This is a genomic window from Pasteurella canis (genome assembly GCF_020810675.1).
GTDB lineage: Bacteria > Pseudomonadota > Gammaproteobacteria > Enterobacterales > Pasteurellaceae > Pasteurella > Pasteurella canis.
The window spans coordinates 234,131-249,596 of record NZ_CP085871.1 but is presented as its reverse complement, the minus strand read 5'-3'; the positions used below and the strand labels follow the sequence as shown (position 1 = coordinate 249,596).

Sequence of the window (15,466 nt, the reverse complement as noted above, 5' to 3'; positions counted from 1 at the left end):
TGATCAATGAATTATAAATAAAAAAAGAACATTTTAATAGCCACAACTCAGCCATACAATCAAGAAAGTTGAGATTTTATACATTCTCGTTAATTTGGAGTAAATGATCTCTATTTTGTGATAACTCTCACGGTATTCTCTCTTTATTTAAGATAGGATAAATCACCAATACTTTATAAAAGTCATTATAAAACACCATCCTATAAAAAGAGGTACTCAATATGAAATTCAAATCACTTGCTTTAGCTATTTCAACTGCACTTTTAACCGCGGGATTAATGACATCATCTGCATTAGCTAAAGGACGTTTAGTCGTTTACTGTAGTGCAACTAATGAAATGTGTGAAGCTGAAATTAAAGCTTTCGGCGATAAGCATGATGTTAAAACTTCATTTATTCGTAATGGTTCTGGTAGTACTTTTGCAAAAATTGAAGCTGAAAAAAATAATCCGCAAGCAGATGTTTGGTATGGTGGGACTTTTGACCCACAGTCTCAAGCAGGTGAATTAGGTTTGCTTCATGCTTACCGCTCACCGAATATTGACCAAATTGTACCGCGCTTCCAAGATCCAGCAAAAGTCAAAGGGAACTATACATCTGCCATTTACATGGGTATTTTAGGCTTTGGTGTCAACACTGAACGTTTAAAAAAATTAGGCATTAATGAAGTCCCTAAATGTTGGAAAGATTTAACAGATCCTCGTTTAAAAAACGAAATCCAAATTGCTGACCCACAAAGCTCTGGCACAGCCTATACAGCAATAGCTACGTTTGTTCAACTTTGGGGAGAAGATGCAGCATTTGATTACTTCAAACAATTACATCCAAATATTTCTCAATATACTAAGTCAGGGATTACGCCATCAAATAATACTGCACGTGGTGAAACCACTATCGGTATTGGTTTCTTACATGATTATGCACTACAAAAACAACAAGGTGCGCCTATTGAAATGATTGTACCTTGTGAAGGAACAGGCTATGAACTCGGTGGTGTCAGTATCTTAAAAGGTTCTCGTAACTTAGAAAATGCAAAACTCTTTGTAGATTGGGTGCTATCAAAAGAGGGACAAGAGCTGGCTTGGCAAAAAGGAAATAGTTTACAAATTTTAACAAATACAACTGCACAGCAATCACCAACTGCATTTGATCCAACAACACTAAATCTAATCAACTATGATTTTGAAAAATATGGTGCAGCTGATGAACGTAAACGTTTAATCGGTAAATGGGTTGAAAATATTAAACTATCTAAATAATTAAGTTCAGAGAGGGCAACTTATGAAAGTGAAAAAAATTGCCCTGTCAAGCATATTACTAGCGGGATTTACCGCTGGTAATATGGCGATGGCAGAAGGAAGACTTGTTGTTTATTGCAGTGCACAAAATATTGTTTGTGAAAAGGCTGTTCAGGGCTTTGCTGAAAAATATGATGTAAAAACCTCTTTCATTCGCAATAGTTCTGGTAGCACTCTAGCTAAAATAGAGGCTGAAAAAAATAATCCACAAGCAGATGTATGGTATGGCGGTCCTTTTGATACACACCTCCAAGCTGTAGAATTAGGGTTATTGACTCCTTATAAATCACCAAAACTCGCTGAAGTGATGCCACAGTTTCAAACATTAGGAAATGGAAATAGTTCTATTGTCTATATGGGAGTTTTAGGTTTTGGAGTAAATACTGAACGATTAAAAAAACTCGGTATTAATGAAGTACCGAAATGTTGGAAAGACTTACTTGATCCTCGCTTAAAAAATGAAATTCAAATAGCAGATCCACAAAGCTCAGGTACTGCATATACTGCTATTGCAACTTTCGTACAACTTTGGGGAGAAGAAGCTGCCTTTAATTATTTAAAAGAAATTGATCAATATATTTCCCAATATCCAAAAGCAGGTACTGCACCATCACGTAATACTGCTCGAGGTGAAACAACAGTAGGGATAGGTTTCTTGCAAAATTACTCTTTTGAAAAAGAAAATGGCGCACCAATAGAGATTATTGTTCCTTGCGAGGGGACAGGTTATGAACTTGGTGGAATTAGTGTTATTAAAAACGCACGCAATTTGAAAAATGCACAGCTTTTTGCTGATTGGGTAATGTCTAAAGAGGCACAAGAGTTGTCCTGGAAAGAAGCTCAATCACACCATGTACCTACAAATGTCAACGCTGAACCATCGCCTTATGCCCTAAAACCAAAGGATCTCAACTTAATTAATTATGACTTTGATAAATTTGGTTCAAACGAAATGCGTGCTCGCCTCATTAATAAATGGGTCGACAAAATCAAACTGAATAAATAGGAGAAAGCATGATAACTTTCAAAACGTCGGTGATATCAACCGCACTTGTATTAAGTGGTGCTTTAGTTTCATTCAATAGCCTAGCAGAGGGGCGTTTAACTGTTTATTGCAGTGCACAAAACACCATGTGTGAACAAGAAGTGGAAGCCTTTGGCAAAAAATACGATGTTAAAGTCAGCCATATTCGTGCGGGAACAGGGAGTATCTTAGCAAGAATTGATGCAGAAAAAGCAAATCCACAAGGTGATGTATGGTATGGAGGAACACTTGATCCACATTCACAAGCTGGAGAAATGGGATTACTTAGTGCATATAAATCACCTAACTTACAATATATACCTGATGAACTCAAAGACCCAGCTAAAATAAAGGGTAACTATACTTCAGCTATTTATTTAGGTGTACTTGGTTTTGGAGTGAATACCGAACGTCTAGCTAAACTTAATATCCCTGTGCCAAAATGTTGGAAGGACTTAACAGATCCTCGTTTGAAAAATGAAATTCAAGCAGCCGATCCACAAAGCTCAGGAACAGCTTATACTGCACTTGCGACATTTATTCAACTTTGGGGGGAGGAAAAAGCCTTTGATTATTTGAAAGCCCTACATAAAAATGTATCACAATATACTAAATCGGGTAATACAGCCACACGCAATACAGCACGTGGTGAAGCATCAATTGGCATTGGCTTCTTACATGAACATTCTATTGAAAAAGAAAAAGGCGCACCAGTAGAATTAATTGTTCCATGTGAAGGAACAGGCTATGAAATTGGTGGAGTAAGCATCATTAAAGGTGCGCGGAACCCTGAAAATGCAAAATTATTCGTTGATTGGGCATTATCCAAAGAAGCTCAAGAACTATCTTGGCAAAAAGGGGAAACACACCAAATTCTCACTAATAACCAAGCTAAACAATCACCTTATTCTCTCGACTTCAAATCTATCAATTTGATTGATTATGATTTTGATAAATATGGTGCAGTAGAAGAACGTAAACGCTTAATAAAAAAATGGGTGGATGACGTTAAATTAGCAAAATAAAGCATGAACTCTTGTTTTGCTTTTTTAAAAAATATTAAAGTATTCTTAAAAAAGAAGATACTATAATATTAGTTAATCAAATTTTAAATAATTTAATCATTTTGTCATTCAATAGAAAAATCACTATTGAATGACTTATTACTGCTTAATTAGAGGTTTTTTATGGAGCAGAAAAAAATATTTTCTTTTAACTCTTCTATGCTTTGGGTACTTTTAGCATTACTAGGATTTGCTTTATTACCATCAAAAGCATTAGATTATGGTCTATGGGAATCTACATCAGATGAACTCTTAGAAGCTATGGGTTGGTATAATTTCAACCTAAGTTGGGCATGGTTTTTGCCTATGTTAGTATTTCCATTACTCTCTTTCTTTTTACCACATTCAGATACTCAACGAGCCAAAATAGAATTAGGATTTATTAGCGCAATTTTCCTCTTTGTTTTTGTTTCTGCGACAATAGGCAAATTTAGCCTCGGCTATTCCATCATTATTCTGATGGTTGCATTATTAGCATTAGCAACAAATGCTCTAGCGCGCTTAAAAATAATGCAAGGAGATAAATTTGTCATTGCTTCACTCATTGCTATTGTCATGACAATTTTCTTCTTTATCGTTTACCCGACTTTCGCTATCTTGCTTTCCATGTTTTTTGATAATGGGCAATTTGCACCGCAACAAGTAGTCGATATCGTACAACAACCTTATGTACTACGAGTCGTTGGAAATTCTTTAGCCGTTTCCTCAGTTGTTGGGGTGCTATCCACTATCTTTGGTTTAGCATTTGCTCTTTATACAACTCGTATTGCGAAACGTACCGCATTTATTGGTAAAATTTTCTCGATTTTACCAATTGTTACACCACCATTTGTTGTAGGCTTAGGTGTAACCTTAATGTTAGGTCGTTCTGGTTATGTCACTGCGTTTTTAGTGGAGTATTTAGGTTTTAATAGCAACTGGCTCTATGGATTTACAGGCATTGTCATTGCGCATACCCTCGCATTAACACCAATGTCATTTATGATCCTTGAGGGAGCTCTAAAATCTATTCATCCTTCAATTGAAGAAGCGGCTTACACATTACGTTCAAACCGTTACCAAGCATTTTTCCATATTATTTTTCCGTTATTAAAACCTGCATTGGCAAACTCTTTCTTAGTTGTCGTCATCCAATCTTTAGCAGATTTCAGTACACCACTTGTACTTGGCGGTAGCTTTGACGTAATTGCAACACAAATTTATTTCTATATTGCAGGCTCACAATTAGATTATGCATCAGCAAGTACATTAGGTACTATCTTATTGATGTTCTCACTCGCTATCTTCGTAATTCAATATCTTTGGATTGGCAAACGCTCTTATGTCACAGTATCAGGTAAGTCCTATCGTGGTGATGTACAAGAATTACCAAATGGCTTAAAAGCATTAATCGTGTTCTTCCTTAGCTTCTGGACATTATTTAACATTGTACTTTATGGCAGTATTTTCTATGGTAGCTTCACAGTAAACTGGGGGGTAGACTACACTCTAACCTTAAAAAATTATCAAATTTTATTTGGGCAAGGATTTAGTGATGGTGCTTGGCCTTCATTAATTCAAACTGTTATTTTTGCAGCAAGTGCAGCACCAGTCACTGCATTATTTGGTTTGTTAATTGCTTATATTACAGTACGGCGTGAGTTTAAAGGTAAAAAGACACTCGAGTTTTTAACTTTACTTTGCTTTGCAGTTCCAGGAACAGTTGCAGGGGTTTCTTATATTATTGCTTTTAACAGCGCACCAATTTACCTTACGGGTACAGCAATGATCATTATTCTTTCTATGGTCATGCGTAATATGCCTGTTGGTATGCGTGCTGCAATCGCGGGCCTAGGCCAATTAGATAAATCACTAGACGAGGCATCACTTTCACTAAAAGGCAGCTCTTTTAAAACTATCTGGTACATTGTCTTCCCATTACTGAAACCAGCATTATTATCTGCTTTAGTCACCAGTTTCGTCCGCTCTATGACAACAGTTAGTGCAATCATCTTCTTAGTGACAGCTGACACACGTGTTGCAACATCTTATATTTTAAATCGAGTAGAAGATGGTGAGTATGGTATTGCAATTGCGTATGGTTCAATTCTTATCGTTGTCATGATGGCAATTATCTTATTCTTTGACTGGATCGTAGGCGATACTCGCATTTCACGTTCTAAAGCAAAAAAAATGAATTAATTTTATAGGTAGTAAACTATGAGTAATAATGATTTCTTAGTATTAAAAAACATCACAAAAGCTTTTGGTAAAGCCGTCGTTATTGATGACTTAAACTTGAATATCAAACGTGGTACGATGGTCACATTATTAGGACCATCAGGTTGTGGTAAAACAACTGTATTACGTTTAGTCGCAGGTTTAGAAAGCCCAACCTCAGGACAGATTTTTATTGATGGTGAAGATGTCACTAAATCATCAATTCAAAATCGTGATATTTGTATTGTGTTCCAGTCTTATGCCTTGTTTCCACATATGTCCATTGGAGATAACGTTGGCTATGGTTTAAAAATGCAAGGTGTAAGCAAAGAAGAACGTACACAGCGTGTTAAAGAAGCACTTGAACTCGTTGATCTTGCTGGCTTTGAAGATCGCTATGTTGACCAAATCTCAGGAGGTCAGCAACAGCGTGTTGCCCTTGCTCGTGCACTTGTTCTGAAACCAAAAGTACTGCTTTTTGATGAACCGTTAAGTAACCTTGATGCAAATTTACGCCGTTCAATGCGCGAAAAAATTCGTGAGTTACAACAACGCTTAGGCATCACTTCACTTTATGTTACTCATGATCAAACTGAAGCATTTGCTGTTTCTGATGAAGTTATCGTGATGCATAAAGGGAAAATTATGCAAAAAGCACCTGCAAAAGAATTATATTTACGCCCAAATTCATTGTTCCTCGCTAACTTTATGGGTGAATCAAGTATCTTCAATGGGTCTGTTCAACAGGATCAAGTCACAGTAAATGGCTACCAATTCACGCTAGCAACAGCTTCACAATTTGGGCTGTCTGATGGTCCTTGTCTTGCTGGTGTGCGCCCAGAAGCAATCACACTAAAACAAACAGGTGAAGAAGCACAACGCTGCATAATCAAAAGCGCTGTTTATATGGGTAATCATTGGGAAATTGTTGCTACTTGGGGCGGACAAGATTTATTGATCAATACAAACCCTGAGCAATTTAATCCTGAATTAACCGAAGCCTATGTTCATTTAGCAGAACATGGTGTCTTTTTACTGAAACAGGAGTAAATTGCTTTCTAGCAAAAAAGCAGATCAATGATCTGCTTTTTTATTTTCAATATTCAAAATAATTTAATATGTTACTGAATATACTTTAAATTTATTAGTTTTTGCTAATACTTGATGAGAACCAAAATGTTGATCTAATAAATCGGGATAAGGAAGAAATGCATTTGCTACAATACGTAACTCTCCACCTTGTTTCAAATGCCATTTTGCTTGCCCAATTAATTCAGTTACTACTCGATAAGCCGTATCAATGCCATCATGGAAAGGTGGATTTGAAATAATAAGATCAAATTTTCCTGTGATATGAGAAAATATATCACTTGCGACCACTTCGCCTTCTAGCTTATTCTCTACTAAAGTACGTTTAGCTGAAGCAAGCGCCGTTGCATGTATATCTGTCATCGTAATGTGTACTTTAGGATTGTGCTGTTTAATATAAGCACCAATCACTCCTGCACCACATCCCATATCTAATACATCACCACGAATTGTTTGCTCAAGAGTAGACAATAATAAATCTGTACCAACATCAAGCTCATTTGCACTAAAAACACCAGGTAGACTATAAATAGTTAGCCCATTTAACTTCATATGTTGATACGTTTTCCAATATTTTTCAAAAATAAAATTCACAGAATGTTTTAAACAAAAATGATATAACCCACAACGGCGAGCAGAATCAATTTTAGCAATCTCACCATAAGGCGCTAGTATTTTTTCTACTGAACGCACGCCACAACGATTTTCACCGATAATCAGTATTTCTTGTCCAACTGATGCATTAGCGAGTAATTGCATCAACTGAAACTGTGCTTCTTGCTTATTTTTAGTCCAATAAAAAATGACTAAATCCGCTTGAGTATCTATTTCTAGGCAAAAATCCACAGTATGTTGTGTCTTAGTATAGTCGAAATACCAGCTCCATATTTTGACTGATTTCGCATTAATTTGTTGGGGGAAATCATCACTTATTCCACCAGCAAAAAGTACTGACTTATTATCAAAAAATGTAAGGTGGCGTTGTAGAACTTGGCTCTCAAGAGAAATCACTCTGTTAATCCTATCAGTTATTAGTTAAAATTGAACGCATTATAAAGGAAAAATGAATCGCAATGAAGAAATAGCATGACTAGACGAGATCTTCTATTACAAGAAATGGGAATAATCAAATGGCAATTACAGCATCCAGAACGATTAAGAGGAGTTGTCAATATTCATGTAGATGAAAATATTCGTTTAATTGTCATTACAGAAGCGGATTCTAAACAAGATAATATGCTTTTAGCAGATATACTACGCAGTTTAGAGCTTAATGAGAGCCACTGCTTATTCATTAGTTTTGAGCAAGTACAACATCTAAAAACAACACATCATGCCACTTACTGGTTATTAAGTGATAATTCTGAAAAAATCGACCGCACTTTACCTTACTGTCAATCAGCTAGCGCTATTTGGCGGTCACCGACTTGGCACAAATTCAAACAAAGTAATCAAGCAAAACGTCAACTATGGCAACAAATTCAAGCGAGTACGTAATGCAAATTTCACCGATCGTTGAATCTGACTTTAATCACCTCTTTACTATTGAACAAGCTGCACATATTGTGCCTTGGTCAATAGGCATCTTAAAAAATAATCAAGGTGAGCGTTATCTTAATTTAAAGTTAATGAGTAATGAGCAAATCGTTGCATTTGTAATCTGCCAAACAATATTGGATGAGGCAACATTGTTTAATATTGCTGTTGATCCAAAATTTCAAGGACAAGGTTTCGGCAAACATCTATTAAATGAGTTAATCACGCAACTAAAAGACAAACACATTTCAACATTATGGCTTGAAGTAAGAGAATCTAATCTAGCAGCTAAAGCCTTATACGAAAAATTTGGTTTTAATGAAGTAGATATACGTAAAAATTATTACCCTACTACCGATGGCAAACGTGAAAATGCAATTGTGATGGCTCTATATCTATAAATAATTAGAGAGAGAATAAAAATATTTGCCACAATATTCGTAATTCATAAAGTATTATGGCAAGTATAGTCATAACTAAACTAGATGCTCAAGCATACACTGAAACCAATCTTGAGTACGTTGATTAATTTCTTTTAAGAAAGTATCACTAAATCGTTGTTGTGTTAGTACACGTTTCCAATAAACATCCCCCTGTACATACTCATCCCCTTCACCAATTTTACACAACATAGTTAAAACTTTCTCAAAATCGACCGCACTTTCATCATTAATAAGCTTTAAATAACTTTTAAGATTCACTGTTGGGACAAGTTGTAACTGTTGATAACCTTTTATATAACTCTCTATATAAATTTGTAATTGATTTAATGCCTGTGCACTGATACTCATTGAAGCATTTGCTATTAAAGGCTTAAATGATTTCTGCTCATCTTTACCATAACAAATAGGAGGAACAACTTCTTTATCCTCAGCCACGACACATTGTGCAAGATAATAAATCCATGCCTCAATTAAATGTTTATCTTTGATACTTCCTACATGCCAAGTCACACGATGATTATCATATATTCGATCTATATTACCGATTAAACGAACTTTTCTCTGGTTAATGGATAACACAATATCAAATGGTAATACTTGCTGCTCTTGTGATAAATAAATCGCAATCGTGTCTTTTAAAAGTCGAATATCTTCTTCGTGTTGATACTCATAAATTTGAGCAAACTCGCCTCGCGGTAAAATACCTTTAATTTTTAACTGAGTAAAGAAAGACTCAATTTCCTGATCAGGATAGTTCAAGAGTGCTTCATTAATACGATATTTAGTTAAACCATCTAAAGTAAAATTTTCACTCTCAGCAATAACATCCTCTTGTTGAGCGAAATGTACACCCAAACGGCGTTTGAAGAAAAATTCTACGGGATGTTGTACAAAAGCAATCAAATCAGATAAGTTAATCTCTAACTCCTCTTCTATTAGGCTATGAGAAATAGGCTGTATAAAATCTTCATCTACTCTATTTTTCTGTGGTATCGCAAGAGGTAGCCACTGTTTTGCAAAAGATGGATTTGGCGATTTAAAGTTTTTAGGGCTAAAAGCAGTCATCGGATGTTGGCTGATTAAAACTGATTTCCAATCCACCTCATTTTCTGAAAATAACTTATCAGCTAAATAATCAAGCAACTGGCTCACTAAAACAGAGGGCTGTTTTTCTTGATTATCAATAATTGATCGCCCAATAAAACTCACATAAAAATAATCCTGTGCCGATAGCAATGCTTCAAGAAATAAATAACAATCATCATCACGACGAAAACGATCTCCTTTACGACGATCATATTGCATTAAATCAAAGCTATTTGGTGTTTGCTGACGAGGATATTCCCCATCATTCATCCCTAATAAGCAAACAACTTTGAAAGGGATAGAGCGCATAGGTAATAAAGTACAAAAATTCACTTTACCTGCTAAAAAACGCATAGTATTAGGATCATTTTCTAAAAGTGTACCCAATGCTTCTGCGATAACATCTATACTGATTGCTTCTTCAAAATCAGTTTTTTGAACCTCTTCAACAAGCTGGTCAATCTGCTGTTGAATATAAAGTAAAGTCGATATATTACTTTCATTTCTCTCAAAAAAATCAGATAGAAGATGATTCAAACTCTTATGCCATTGCTCAATAGGCTGTGCTATTTGAATACAATGTGTCCATTGCACTAAAACATCTACGAACTCAGCTAAACGACCAGTCAATTGACCTTGTAAACCATAACTACTATCAAAACCAAGGTTATCTTGCCAGAGACCATTCTCTTCACGCATGGCGTAACCTAAAATCATCCTTTCTAAACCAGCTTGCCATGCATTGTAATTTTTCTGTTGCTCACCATTATGTTTTTCTAAACCAAAACGAATGCCAGAATTTATAACCCAGTGTCGAATTTGTTCTAAATCAGATAACTCAATATTAAATTTAGCACGAATTGCAGGGACATCTAATAAAGCGAGTATTTCTTCAGCGCTAAACTGACTTTCCTTAATATTTAACAAATGAATAAAATTGGCGATTAACACATCACTTTCTGATAACTTATTATCTGAAATTGAAAATGGAATAGCTGCATTACTTTCATTATATTGCTGCCCAAATACTGCCTGAATGTAAGGAGTATATTTATCAATATCAGCCACCATAACAACAATGTCTTTAGGCGTTAATTCTGGATTCAGTTGGAGTAAATGCAGTAAATAATCTTGTAATACCTCAACTTCACGCATCGCACTATGGCAAGAATGAAAAGTTAAAGTGCGGTCATTTTCTGTTAAATTTAATCGAGTATGTCCATCTAAATGGAGGATGCGTGCTTGAACTTGCGATAATAAAGTGGGAGATGAGAGCTCGGTATATGCTTCAATACTACGGACATTATCATTCTGTTCTAATTCAGTTAATAAATATAAAAAATCACGTCCTAGCTTTCCCCAACTTGAAAGTAACGGGTGTCCTTCTAGCAATTTTTCATTTTCATAACTCACTTCAAATGCAGATTCACACTCTGGAGGCAATACAGGTTTAACCCGATTAAGAGAGTAAGATACACGTTGTAATTGGGCTAAATTTTGCATAAAACGAGTATCAATTAAATCTCCCCAATACTCTCGACAACCATTAGTAAAGAATAAATGTACTGTACAATGTTGACTTATCGCATATAAAGTATCTAAATAACCTTTAGGCAAAGCAGAAATACCAAAAACAAAAATGCGGTCAGGTAAATTTACCAGCTGATTTTTCTGTAAAAATTGCAAAAATTGACTTTGTAAATTAGCACGATGAAGAGGAAAGTTACTTTCACTCTGCTTTTGAATATCCATAACTAAAGCTCGCCATAAAATAGCTTGCCAAGTAATATCTTTTTCAAGTTGTTTAAAAATTGCTTTATTTTTAGACGTAGAAAGCAGTCTAAATTGCTTGATAACCTCTAGTTCTTCCTCATTTTCCCAGTGTCTAATCCAATCAGGACGATAAACTAAATATTGGTCAAATAAATCAGCAATTTTGTGTGCGACTTGGTATAATTTTTGTTGCTCAGTTTGCGTTGAAGAAGATACATAATGACGTAATGGCTCAAACTCAGCTTGAGTTAAATAAGTTGGAATTAAACGCATTAAGCGCCATGTCATTGATGCTTTGTGAAATGCAGTTTGACTATCTACATCAGGCAAATTATCTACATATTGTCGCCAAATAAAGCTTGCAGGCATAGGAAAATTAATATTAGCAGCAATTCCTTTTTGCTCAGCAATTTTCCACTGTAACCACTGAGCCATACCTGGACTTTGCACTAAAATAGTTTCTGATTGAAAAGGATCCCCTAACTTTTCTTCCATTAAACTCAATAGAATATTTTTTTGTACATCAAGATCATTCGAATAGTAAATATTAAACACAGGAAGCCTTATTCGGATAAATGACTAATTTAGTTATTCTTCACCAGTTTAAATTGTATCGCAAGGTTTTTTACAAGGTTATTTGAGCAAAAGGAGAACTTACTGTTATTTTTCCTGATGTACATTTAATCTGGAACAGCACACTATTCTGTTTAGTTTGTTTTTCACAATCTAGCCCCAAAAACTGACGTTGCTTTTGATTTTCAGCAATTTGTATCACTTGTGTTTCATGGTAAATTCTATTCATACATTGACGTTGCATTGCCAACCATTGATTAATTGAAAGGAAAATCACACTAAAAATACTCAAAGTGACTAATAATGATAAAAGAGTCATCCCTTTATAATGCTTTAAAATCATGCCAACTTTTTTCTACTAAACGCCAATGACTCAATTGAGTTTGCCAATATTCTACTGTTGTTTTTCTATAACTCACTTGTATCATCGGATCAAGTGTCAGCTTGCCAGCCGTAATTACCGTACCTGTAATTTTTCCCTTACCTTTTATATGTAAATCCCCTTCTGCAATAACAACTGCATTTTTATTTCCTGATAACTCCCATTCATTTTGTTTTGCAGTAAACCAATAAAATTGTGAGATATTTAAATGATTAGATGAAAAATGAGCGGAAAAAATAGGTATATTTTCACTCTGGATAAAATAATCAAATTTCTGCTCATTCAAAGCAGAGTGTGGTACAGCCTTGAATAAAGATAAACGAGAACACCAAACATATTGTGCGTATTCATCTTCTAAAGATGGACTAACAAACTCTAATTTATGCGCATTTTTATTGAAATTTAATGGCAAATTTTTACATAAATTATACTTTTCCCGAGAACTATCTATTTGTAAATTAAGACTTTGTTTGATGTAATATTTATATTGTTGCGTTTGAATTAAATATAATCGTAATAAATCTTCATTAACAAATAAAAACATGATTAATATACCACTCAACAATAGCAGTATACTTAATGTCACGATACCTGATTGAGCTTTCATGATGAATGATTATTCAATAATGGAACAACAACAGAAGTTTCATAAAAAATTGTTGGTTTAGATCGCCTATAACCAGCTAAAAATACTTCTATCCCTCGCTTATCAGATAACCAACTAAACTGCAATTGATCAATAACATATTCTTGTTTATCTAATAAATCTACCCAGCCACCTTTAGTACAAGCATGCTTTTGTAATAAAGTCTGACACTCTTCTAGTTTACAACGAGAATTAACTGCATTTTTATAAGTAAGACGGGTTTCAACCATCCCTTTGTTTAAGCGATAACCAAATAGTTCTCGCTCAAGATGAGCAGTATTATTACGACCATCAACCACACAGCTGTTACCTTTAAATTTACCGCCTAAACATCCATTAGCATCTAGATCATAAAAAAACAAAACACAATCTTGTTTATTTGCTCCATTTATTGAAAATAACTGTAAACTGCTCTGCTCTTGTTCAAATAATGAAAAATTTGTTTGTTGTATTTTAGTAGAAAAAGCACGAAATCCAGCTCTCCGAATATCTTTAGCGATTAGCCTAGCTACATGTTGTAACTCTGATTGCAGCTGTAACTGTAAAAAAAGAGGCTGATTCTGACGTTGACTATGTACATAAAAAGAAATAAATATTAATAATAAAAATGAAGAAAGTGATAAAGATAAAAGTAAACTAAATAATGTGTAACCACGATATAACATTATATTAGTTCCCCTTATTTTCACAGGCACTTAGCGATTGATGCATTTTTAGCTTAATACTCCCTACATTGAATAACGAGAATACTCTTCTTTGATTCCCCATTTGCAAAACAAAACAAGTTGTTTCCAATGTATCTCTAATTCCACTTAAACGACTCATTTCCCTCGGATAATAAAATTTACTGATTAACATAATTCGATCAGCAAATTGAGGATAATAAAACAATGCCAAGGCATTTTGTGAACAGGACTTTGAATCTAAACAATCACAAATACGTTCAAATTTTCTTTGCACGCTTAGACACCAACGCTTGTGAGCTAAATCACGATTAGCCACTAATAACCAAACTTCTTGTGAGTTCGCCACACGTGACTGTGCCAGACGTAAAAATGCATATAATTTATTCAACTCTTGGTCAAAGCGGTGCTCATCATACAGATAGCGCCACTTAGGTAAAGTAATAACTAAAACACTACTTAATAAAAATAAAACGACTAACATTTCTAATAAAGTAAAGCCTTTCTTCATATTTCCTCTTTTTTAACTTACTTTAGTTTTTGTCGTAGTTATGATGAAAAAAACTAGTACGATATTGGAATGTGGATCGCAAAAATAAACTATACCGACGAAAAAACTAATAAAATATGTTGAAAACATGAAAGATATTAGAATAAATGAAGAATAACAAAATAGATGAAGAGAAATATTAAGTGGTGGGTCGTGAAGGATTCGAACCTTCGACCAACGGATTAAAAGTCCGCTGCTCTACCGACTGAGCTAACGACCCATTTGCATTTTACTGCTGGGGATTTATTACGAATAATTTAAGTGGTGGGTCGTGAAGGATTCGAACCTTCGACCAACGGATTAAAAGTCCGCTGCTCTACCGACTGAGCTAACGACCCATTTGCATTTTACTGCTGGGGATTTATTACGAATAATTTAAGTGGTGGGTCGTGAAGGATTCGAACCTTCGACCAACGGATTAAAAGTCCGCTGCTCTACCGACTGAGCTAACGACCCAATTACATATTACTGCGTAACGGAGGCTTATAATACTGATTTTATTTCAATAATCAATAAAAATTTTCATTTTTTTATTCGTTTGTGTGAATAACCAACAAAAAAGAAGAACTCAGCTATATTTTATTGGCAATTCAATAATCAATAAAAAATATATGATAAAAAATAGGGGCTTAAACCAGCCCCTATTAGTAAACGAGAATATCAGGATTAGTATGCTAACACTGCACGACGATTTTTAGAATATGCTGCTTCATCATGACCTAACACAGCTGGCTTCTCTTCACCATAAGATACTGTTGAAACTTGGCCAGCTTGAACACCTTTAGATGATAAATAGCTATGTACTGCATCAGCACGACGTTGACCTAATGCAATATTATACTCTGGCGTACCACGCTCATCTGTGTTTCCTTCAACAACAACTTTAGTTGCTGGAGTTGCATTTAAAAATGCCGCATGAGCATCTAAGATCTGAACATATTCGCCTTCGATATTATATTTATCAAAACCGAAATAAACCGTATTATAACGTTGTTGTAAATCTTGTACTGAATAGCCACCGAACATTTGACCTGCGCTTTCATCTTTTTTAGATGAGCCACAAGCAGCTAACATAGCAACAGAACCAGCAACTAATAATACTTTAGTTAATTTTTTCATT

General features: G+C 34.9%; 14 protein-coding genes and 3 tRNA genes. 7 read left to right on the top strand and 10 right to left on the bottom strand.

The window, feature by feature from the left end:
- The first annotated feature begins 221 nt into the window (after nucleotides 1-221).
- The 5 genes from K7G93_RS01170 to fbpC all read left to right on the top strand — a co-directional run bounded on the left by K7G93_RS01170 (nucleotide 222) and on the right by fbpC (nucleotide 6,635).
- Nucleotides 222-1,259, top strand: coding sequence for an ABC transporter substrate-binding protein (locus K7G93_RS01170; RefSeq protein WP_049216386.1), 1,038 nt, complete (start codon nucleotides 222-224; stop codon nucleotides 1,257-1,259).
- A gap of 22 nt (nucleotides 1,260-1,281) precedes the next feature.
- Nucleotides 1,282-2,304: an ABC transporter substrate-binding protein gene (locus K7G93_RS01165; RefSeq protein WP_226690280.1), complete on the top strand. Its 1,023-nt coding sequence runs from the start codon at nucleotides 1,282-1,284 to the stop codon at nucleotides 2,302-2,304.
- A gap of 8 nt (nucleotides 2,305-2,312) precedes the next feature.
- Nucleotides 2,313-3,347 (top strand): ABC transporter substrate-binding protein, encoded by a 1,035-nt coding sequence (locus K7G93_RS01160; protein WP_049216388.1) that lies wholly within the window; start codon nucleotides 2,313-2,315, stop codon nucleotides 3,345-3,347.
- A 162-nt stretch (nucleotides 3,348-3,509) separates the two neighbouring features.
- Complete coding sequence (locus K7G93_RS01155; RefSeq protein ID WP_160531356.1) at nucleotides 3,510-5,567, top strand: ABC transporter permease; 2,058 nt, start codon at nucleotides 3,510-3,512, stop codon at nucleotides 5,565-5,567.
- An 18-nt stretch (nucleotides 5,568-5,585) separates the two neighbouring features.
- Entirely contained in the window at nucleotides 5,586-6,635 is a 1,050-nt protein-coding gene (gene fbpC / locus K7G93_RS01150; protein ID WP_226690279.1) for a ferric ABC transporter ATP-binding protein, read from the top strand.
- A gap of 63 nt (nucleotides 6,636-6,698) precedes the next feature.
- Here fbpC and rsmC read toward each other — a convergent pair whose 3' ends face one another.
- A complete protein-coding gene (gene rsmC / locus K7G93_RS01145) occupies nucleotides 6,699-7,685 on the bottom strand; it encodes a 16S rRNA (guanine(1207)-N(2))-methyltransferase RsmC (RefSeq protein ID WP_226690278.1) in 987 nt (328 codons plus the stop codon).
- 75 nt (nucleotides 7,686-7,760) lie between these two features.
- On the opposite strand from rsmC, the gene K7G93_RS01140 reads away from it, so the two are divergent.
- On the top strand, nucleotides 7,761-8,171 hold the full coding sequence (locus tag K7G93_RS01140; RefSeq protein WP_226690277.1) for a DNA polymerase III subunit psi: 411 nt from the start codon (nucleotides 7,761-7,763) through the stop codon (nucleotides 8,169-8,171).
- Nucleotides 8,171-8,611 carry a ribosomal protein S18-alanine N-acetyltransferase gene (gene rimI, locus K7G93_RS01135; protein ID WP_226690276.1) on the top strand — a complete coding sequence of 147 codons (441 nt, stop codon included), beginning with the start codon at nucleotides 8,171-8,173 and terminating at the stop codon, nucleotides 8,609-8,611. Before K7G93_RS01140 ends, rimI begins: the two co-directional genes overlap by 1 nt.
- A gap of 75 nt (nucleotides 8,612-8,686) precedes the next feature.
- Here rimI and recC read toward each other — a convergent pair whose 3' ends face one another.
- The 9 genes from recC to pal all read right to left on the bottom strand — a co-directional run bounded on the left by recC (nucleotide 8,687) and on the right by pal (nucleotide 15,465).
- Nucleotides 8,687-12,067 (bottom strand): exodeoxyribonuclease V subunit gamma, encoded by a 3,381-nt coding sequence (gene recC / locus K7G93_RS01130; RefSeq protein WP_226690275.1) that lies wholly within the window; start codon nucleotides 12,065-12,067, stop codon nucleotides 8,687-8,689.
- Nucleotides 12,068-12,137: 70 nt separating this feature from the next.
- Nucleotides 12,138-12,428, bottom strand: a complete 291-nt coding sequence (locus K7G93_RS01125; protein ID WP_049216395.1) for a DUF5374 domain-containing protein — start codon at nucleotides 12,426-12,428, stop codon at nucleotides 12,138-12,140.
- Complete coding sequence (locus tag K7G93_RS01120) at nucleotides 12,409-13,074, bottom strand: DUF2572 family protein (RefSeq protein ID WP_226690274.1); 666 nt, start codon at nucleotides 13,072-13,074, stop codon at nucleotides 12,409-12,411. Before K7G93_RS01120 ends, K7G93_RS01125 begins: the two co-directional genes overlap by 20 nt.
- Nucleotides 13,071-13,778: a hypothetical protein gene (locus K7G93_RS01115; protein ID WP_226690273.1), complete on the bottom strand. Its 708-nt coding sequence runs from the start codon at nucleotides 13,776-13,778 to the stop codon at nucleotides 13,071-13,073. Before K7G93_RS01115 ends, K7G93_RS01120 begins: the two co-directional genes overlap by 4 nt.
- A 4-nt stretch (nucleotides 13,779-13,782) precedes the next feature.
- Complete coding sequence (locus K7G93_RS01110; RefSeq protein WP_226690272.1) at nucleotides 13,783-14,307, bottom strand: pilus assembly FimT family protein; 525 nt, start codon at nucleotides 14,305-14,307, stop codon at nucleotides 13,783-13,785.
- A 183-nt stretch (nucleotides 14,308-14,490) separates the two neighbouring features.
- Nucleotides 14,491-14,566, bottom strand: a tRNA-Lys gene (locus K7G93_RS01105).
- 42 nt (nucleotides 14,567-14,608) lie between these two features.
- Nucleotides 14,609-14,684: transfer RNA gene (locus K7G93_RS01100), tRNA-Lys, on the bottom strand.
- A gap of 42 nt (nucleotides 14,685-14,726) precedes the next feature.
- Nucleotides 14,727-14,802, bottom strand: a tRNA-Lys gene (locus K7G93_RS01095).
- Between the two features lie 210 nt (nucleotides 14,803-15,012).
- Nucleotides 15,013-15,465: a peptidoglycan-associated lipoprotein Pal gene (gene pal / locus K7G93_RS01090; RefSeq protein WP_115322408.1), complete on the bottom strand. Its 453-nt coding sequence runs from the start codon at nucleotides 15,463-15,465 to the stop codon at nucleotides 15,013-15,015.
- Nucleotide 15,466: the final 1 nt, after the last annotated feature.

Excerpts from the sequence above, each read along its gene's own strand:
- rimI (WP_226690276.1), top strand. The coding sequence starts at position 8,171 with ATGCAAATTTCACCGATCGTTGAATCTGACTTTAATCACCTCTTTACT.
- K7G93_RS01160 (WP_049216388.1), top strand. The coding sequence starts at position 2,313 with ATGATAACTTTCAAAACGTCGGTGATATCAACCGCACTTGTATTAAGT.
- K7G93_RS01110 (WP_226690272.1), bottom strand. The coding sequence starts at position 14,307 with ATGAAGAAAGGCTTTACTTTATTAGAAATGTTAGTCGTTTTATTTTTA.
- K7G93_RS01120 (WP_226690274.1), bottom strand. The coding sequence starts at position 13,074 with ATGAAAGCTCAATCAGGTATCGTGACATTAAGTATACTGCTATTGTTG.
- K7G93_RS01125 (WP_049216395.1), bottom strand. The coding sequence starts at position 12,428 with ATGATTTTAAAGCATTATAAAGGGATGACTCTTTTATCATTATTAGTC.
- pal (WP_115322408.1), bottom strand. The coding sequence starts at position 15,465 with ATGAAAAAATTAACTAAAGTATTATTAGTTGCTGGTTCTGTTGCTATG.
- K7G93_RS01165 (WP_226690280.1), top strand. The coding sequence starts at position 1,282 with ATGAAAGTGAAAAAAATTGCCCTGTCAAGCATATTACTAGCGGGATTT.
- fbpC (WP_226690279.1), top strand. The coding sequence starts at position 5,586 with ATGAGTAATAATGATTTCTTAGTATTAAAAAACATCACAAAAGCTTTT.
- K7G93_RS01155 (WP_160531356.1), top strand. The coding sequence starts at position 3,510 with ATGGAGCAGAAAAAAATATTTTCTTTTAACTCTTCTATGCTTTGGGTA.
- K7G93_RS01140 (WP_226690277.1), top strand. The coding sequence starts at position 7,761 with ATGACTAGACGAGATCTTCTATTACAAGAAATGGGAATAATCAAATGG.
- K7G93_RS01115 (WP_226690273.1), bottom strand. The coding sequence starts at position 13,778 with ATGTTATATCGTGGTTACACATTATTTAGTTTACTTTTATCTTTATCA.
- K7G93_RS01170 (WP_049216386.1), top strand. The coding sequence starts at position 222 with ATGAAATTCAAATCACTTGCTTTAGCTATTTCAACTGCACTTTTAACC.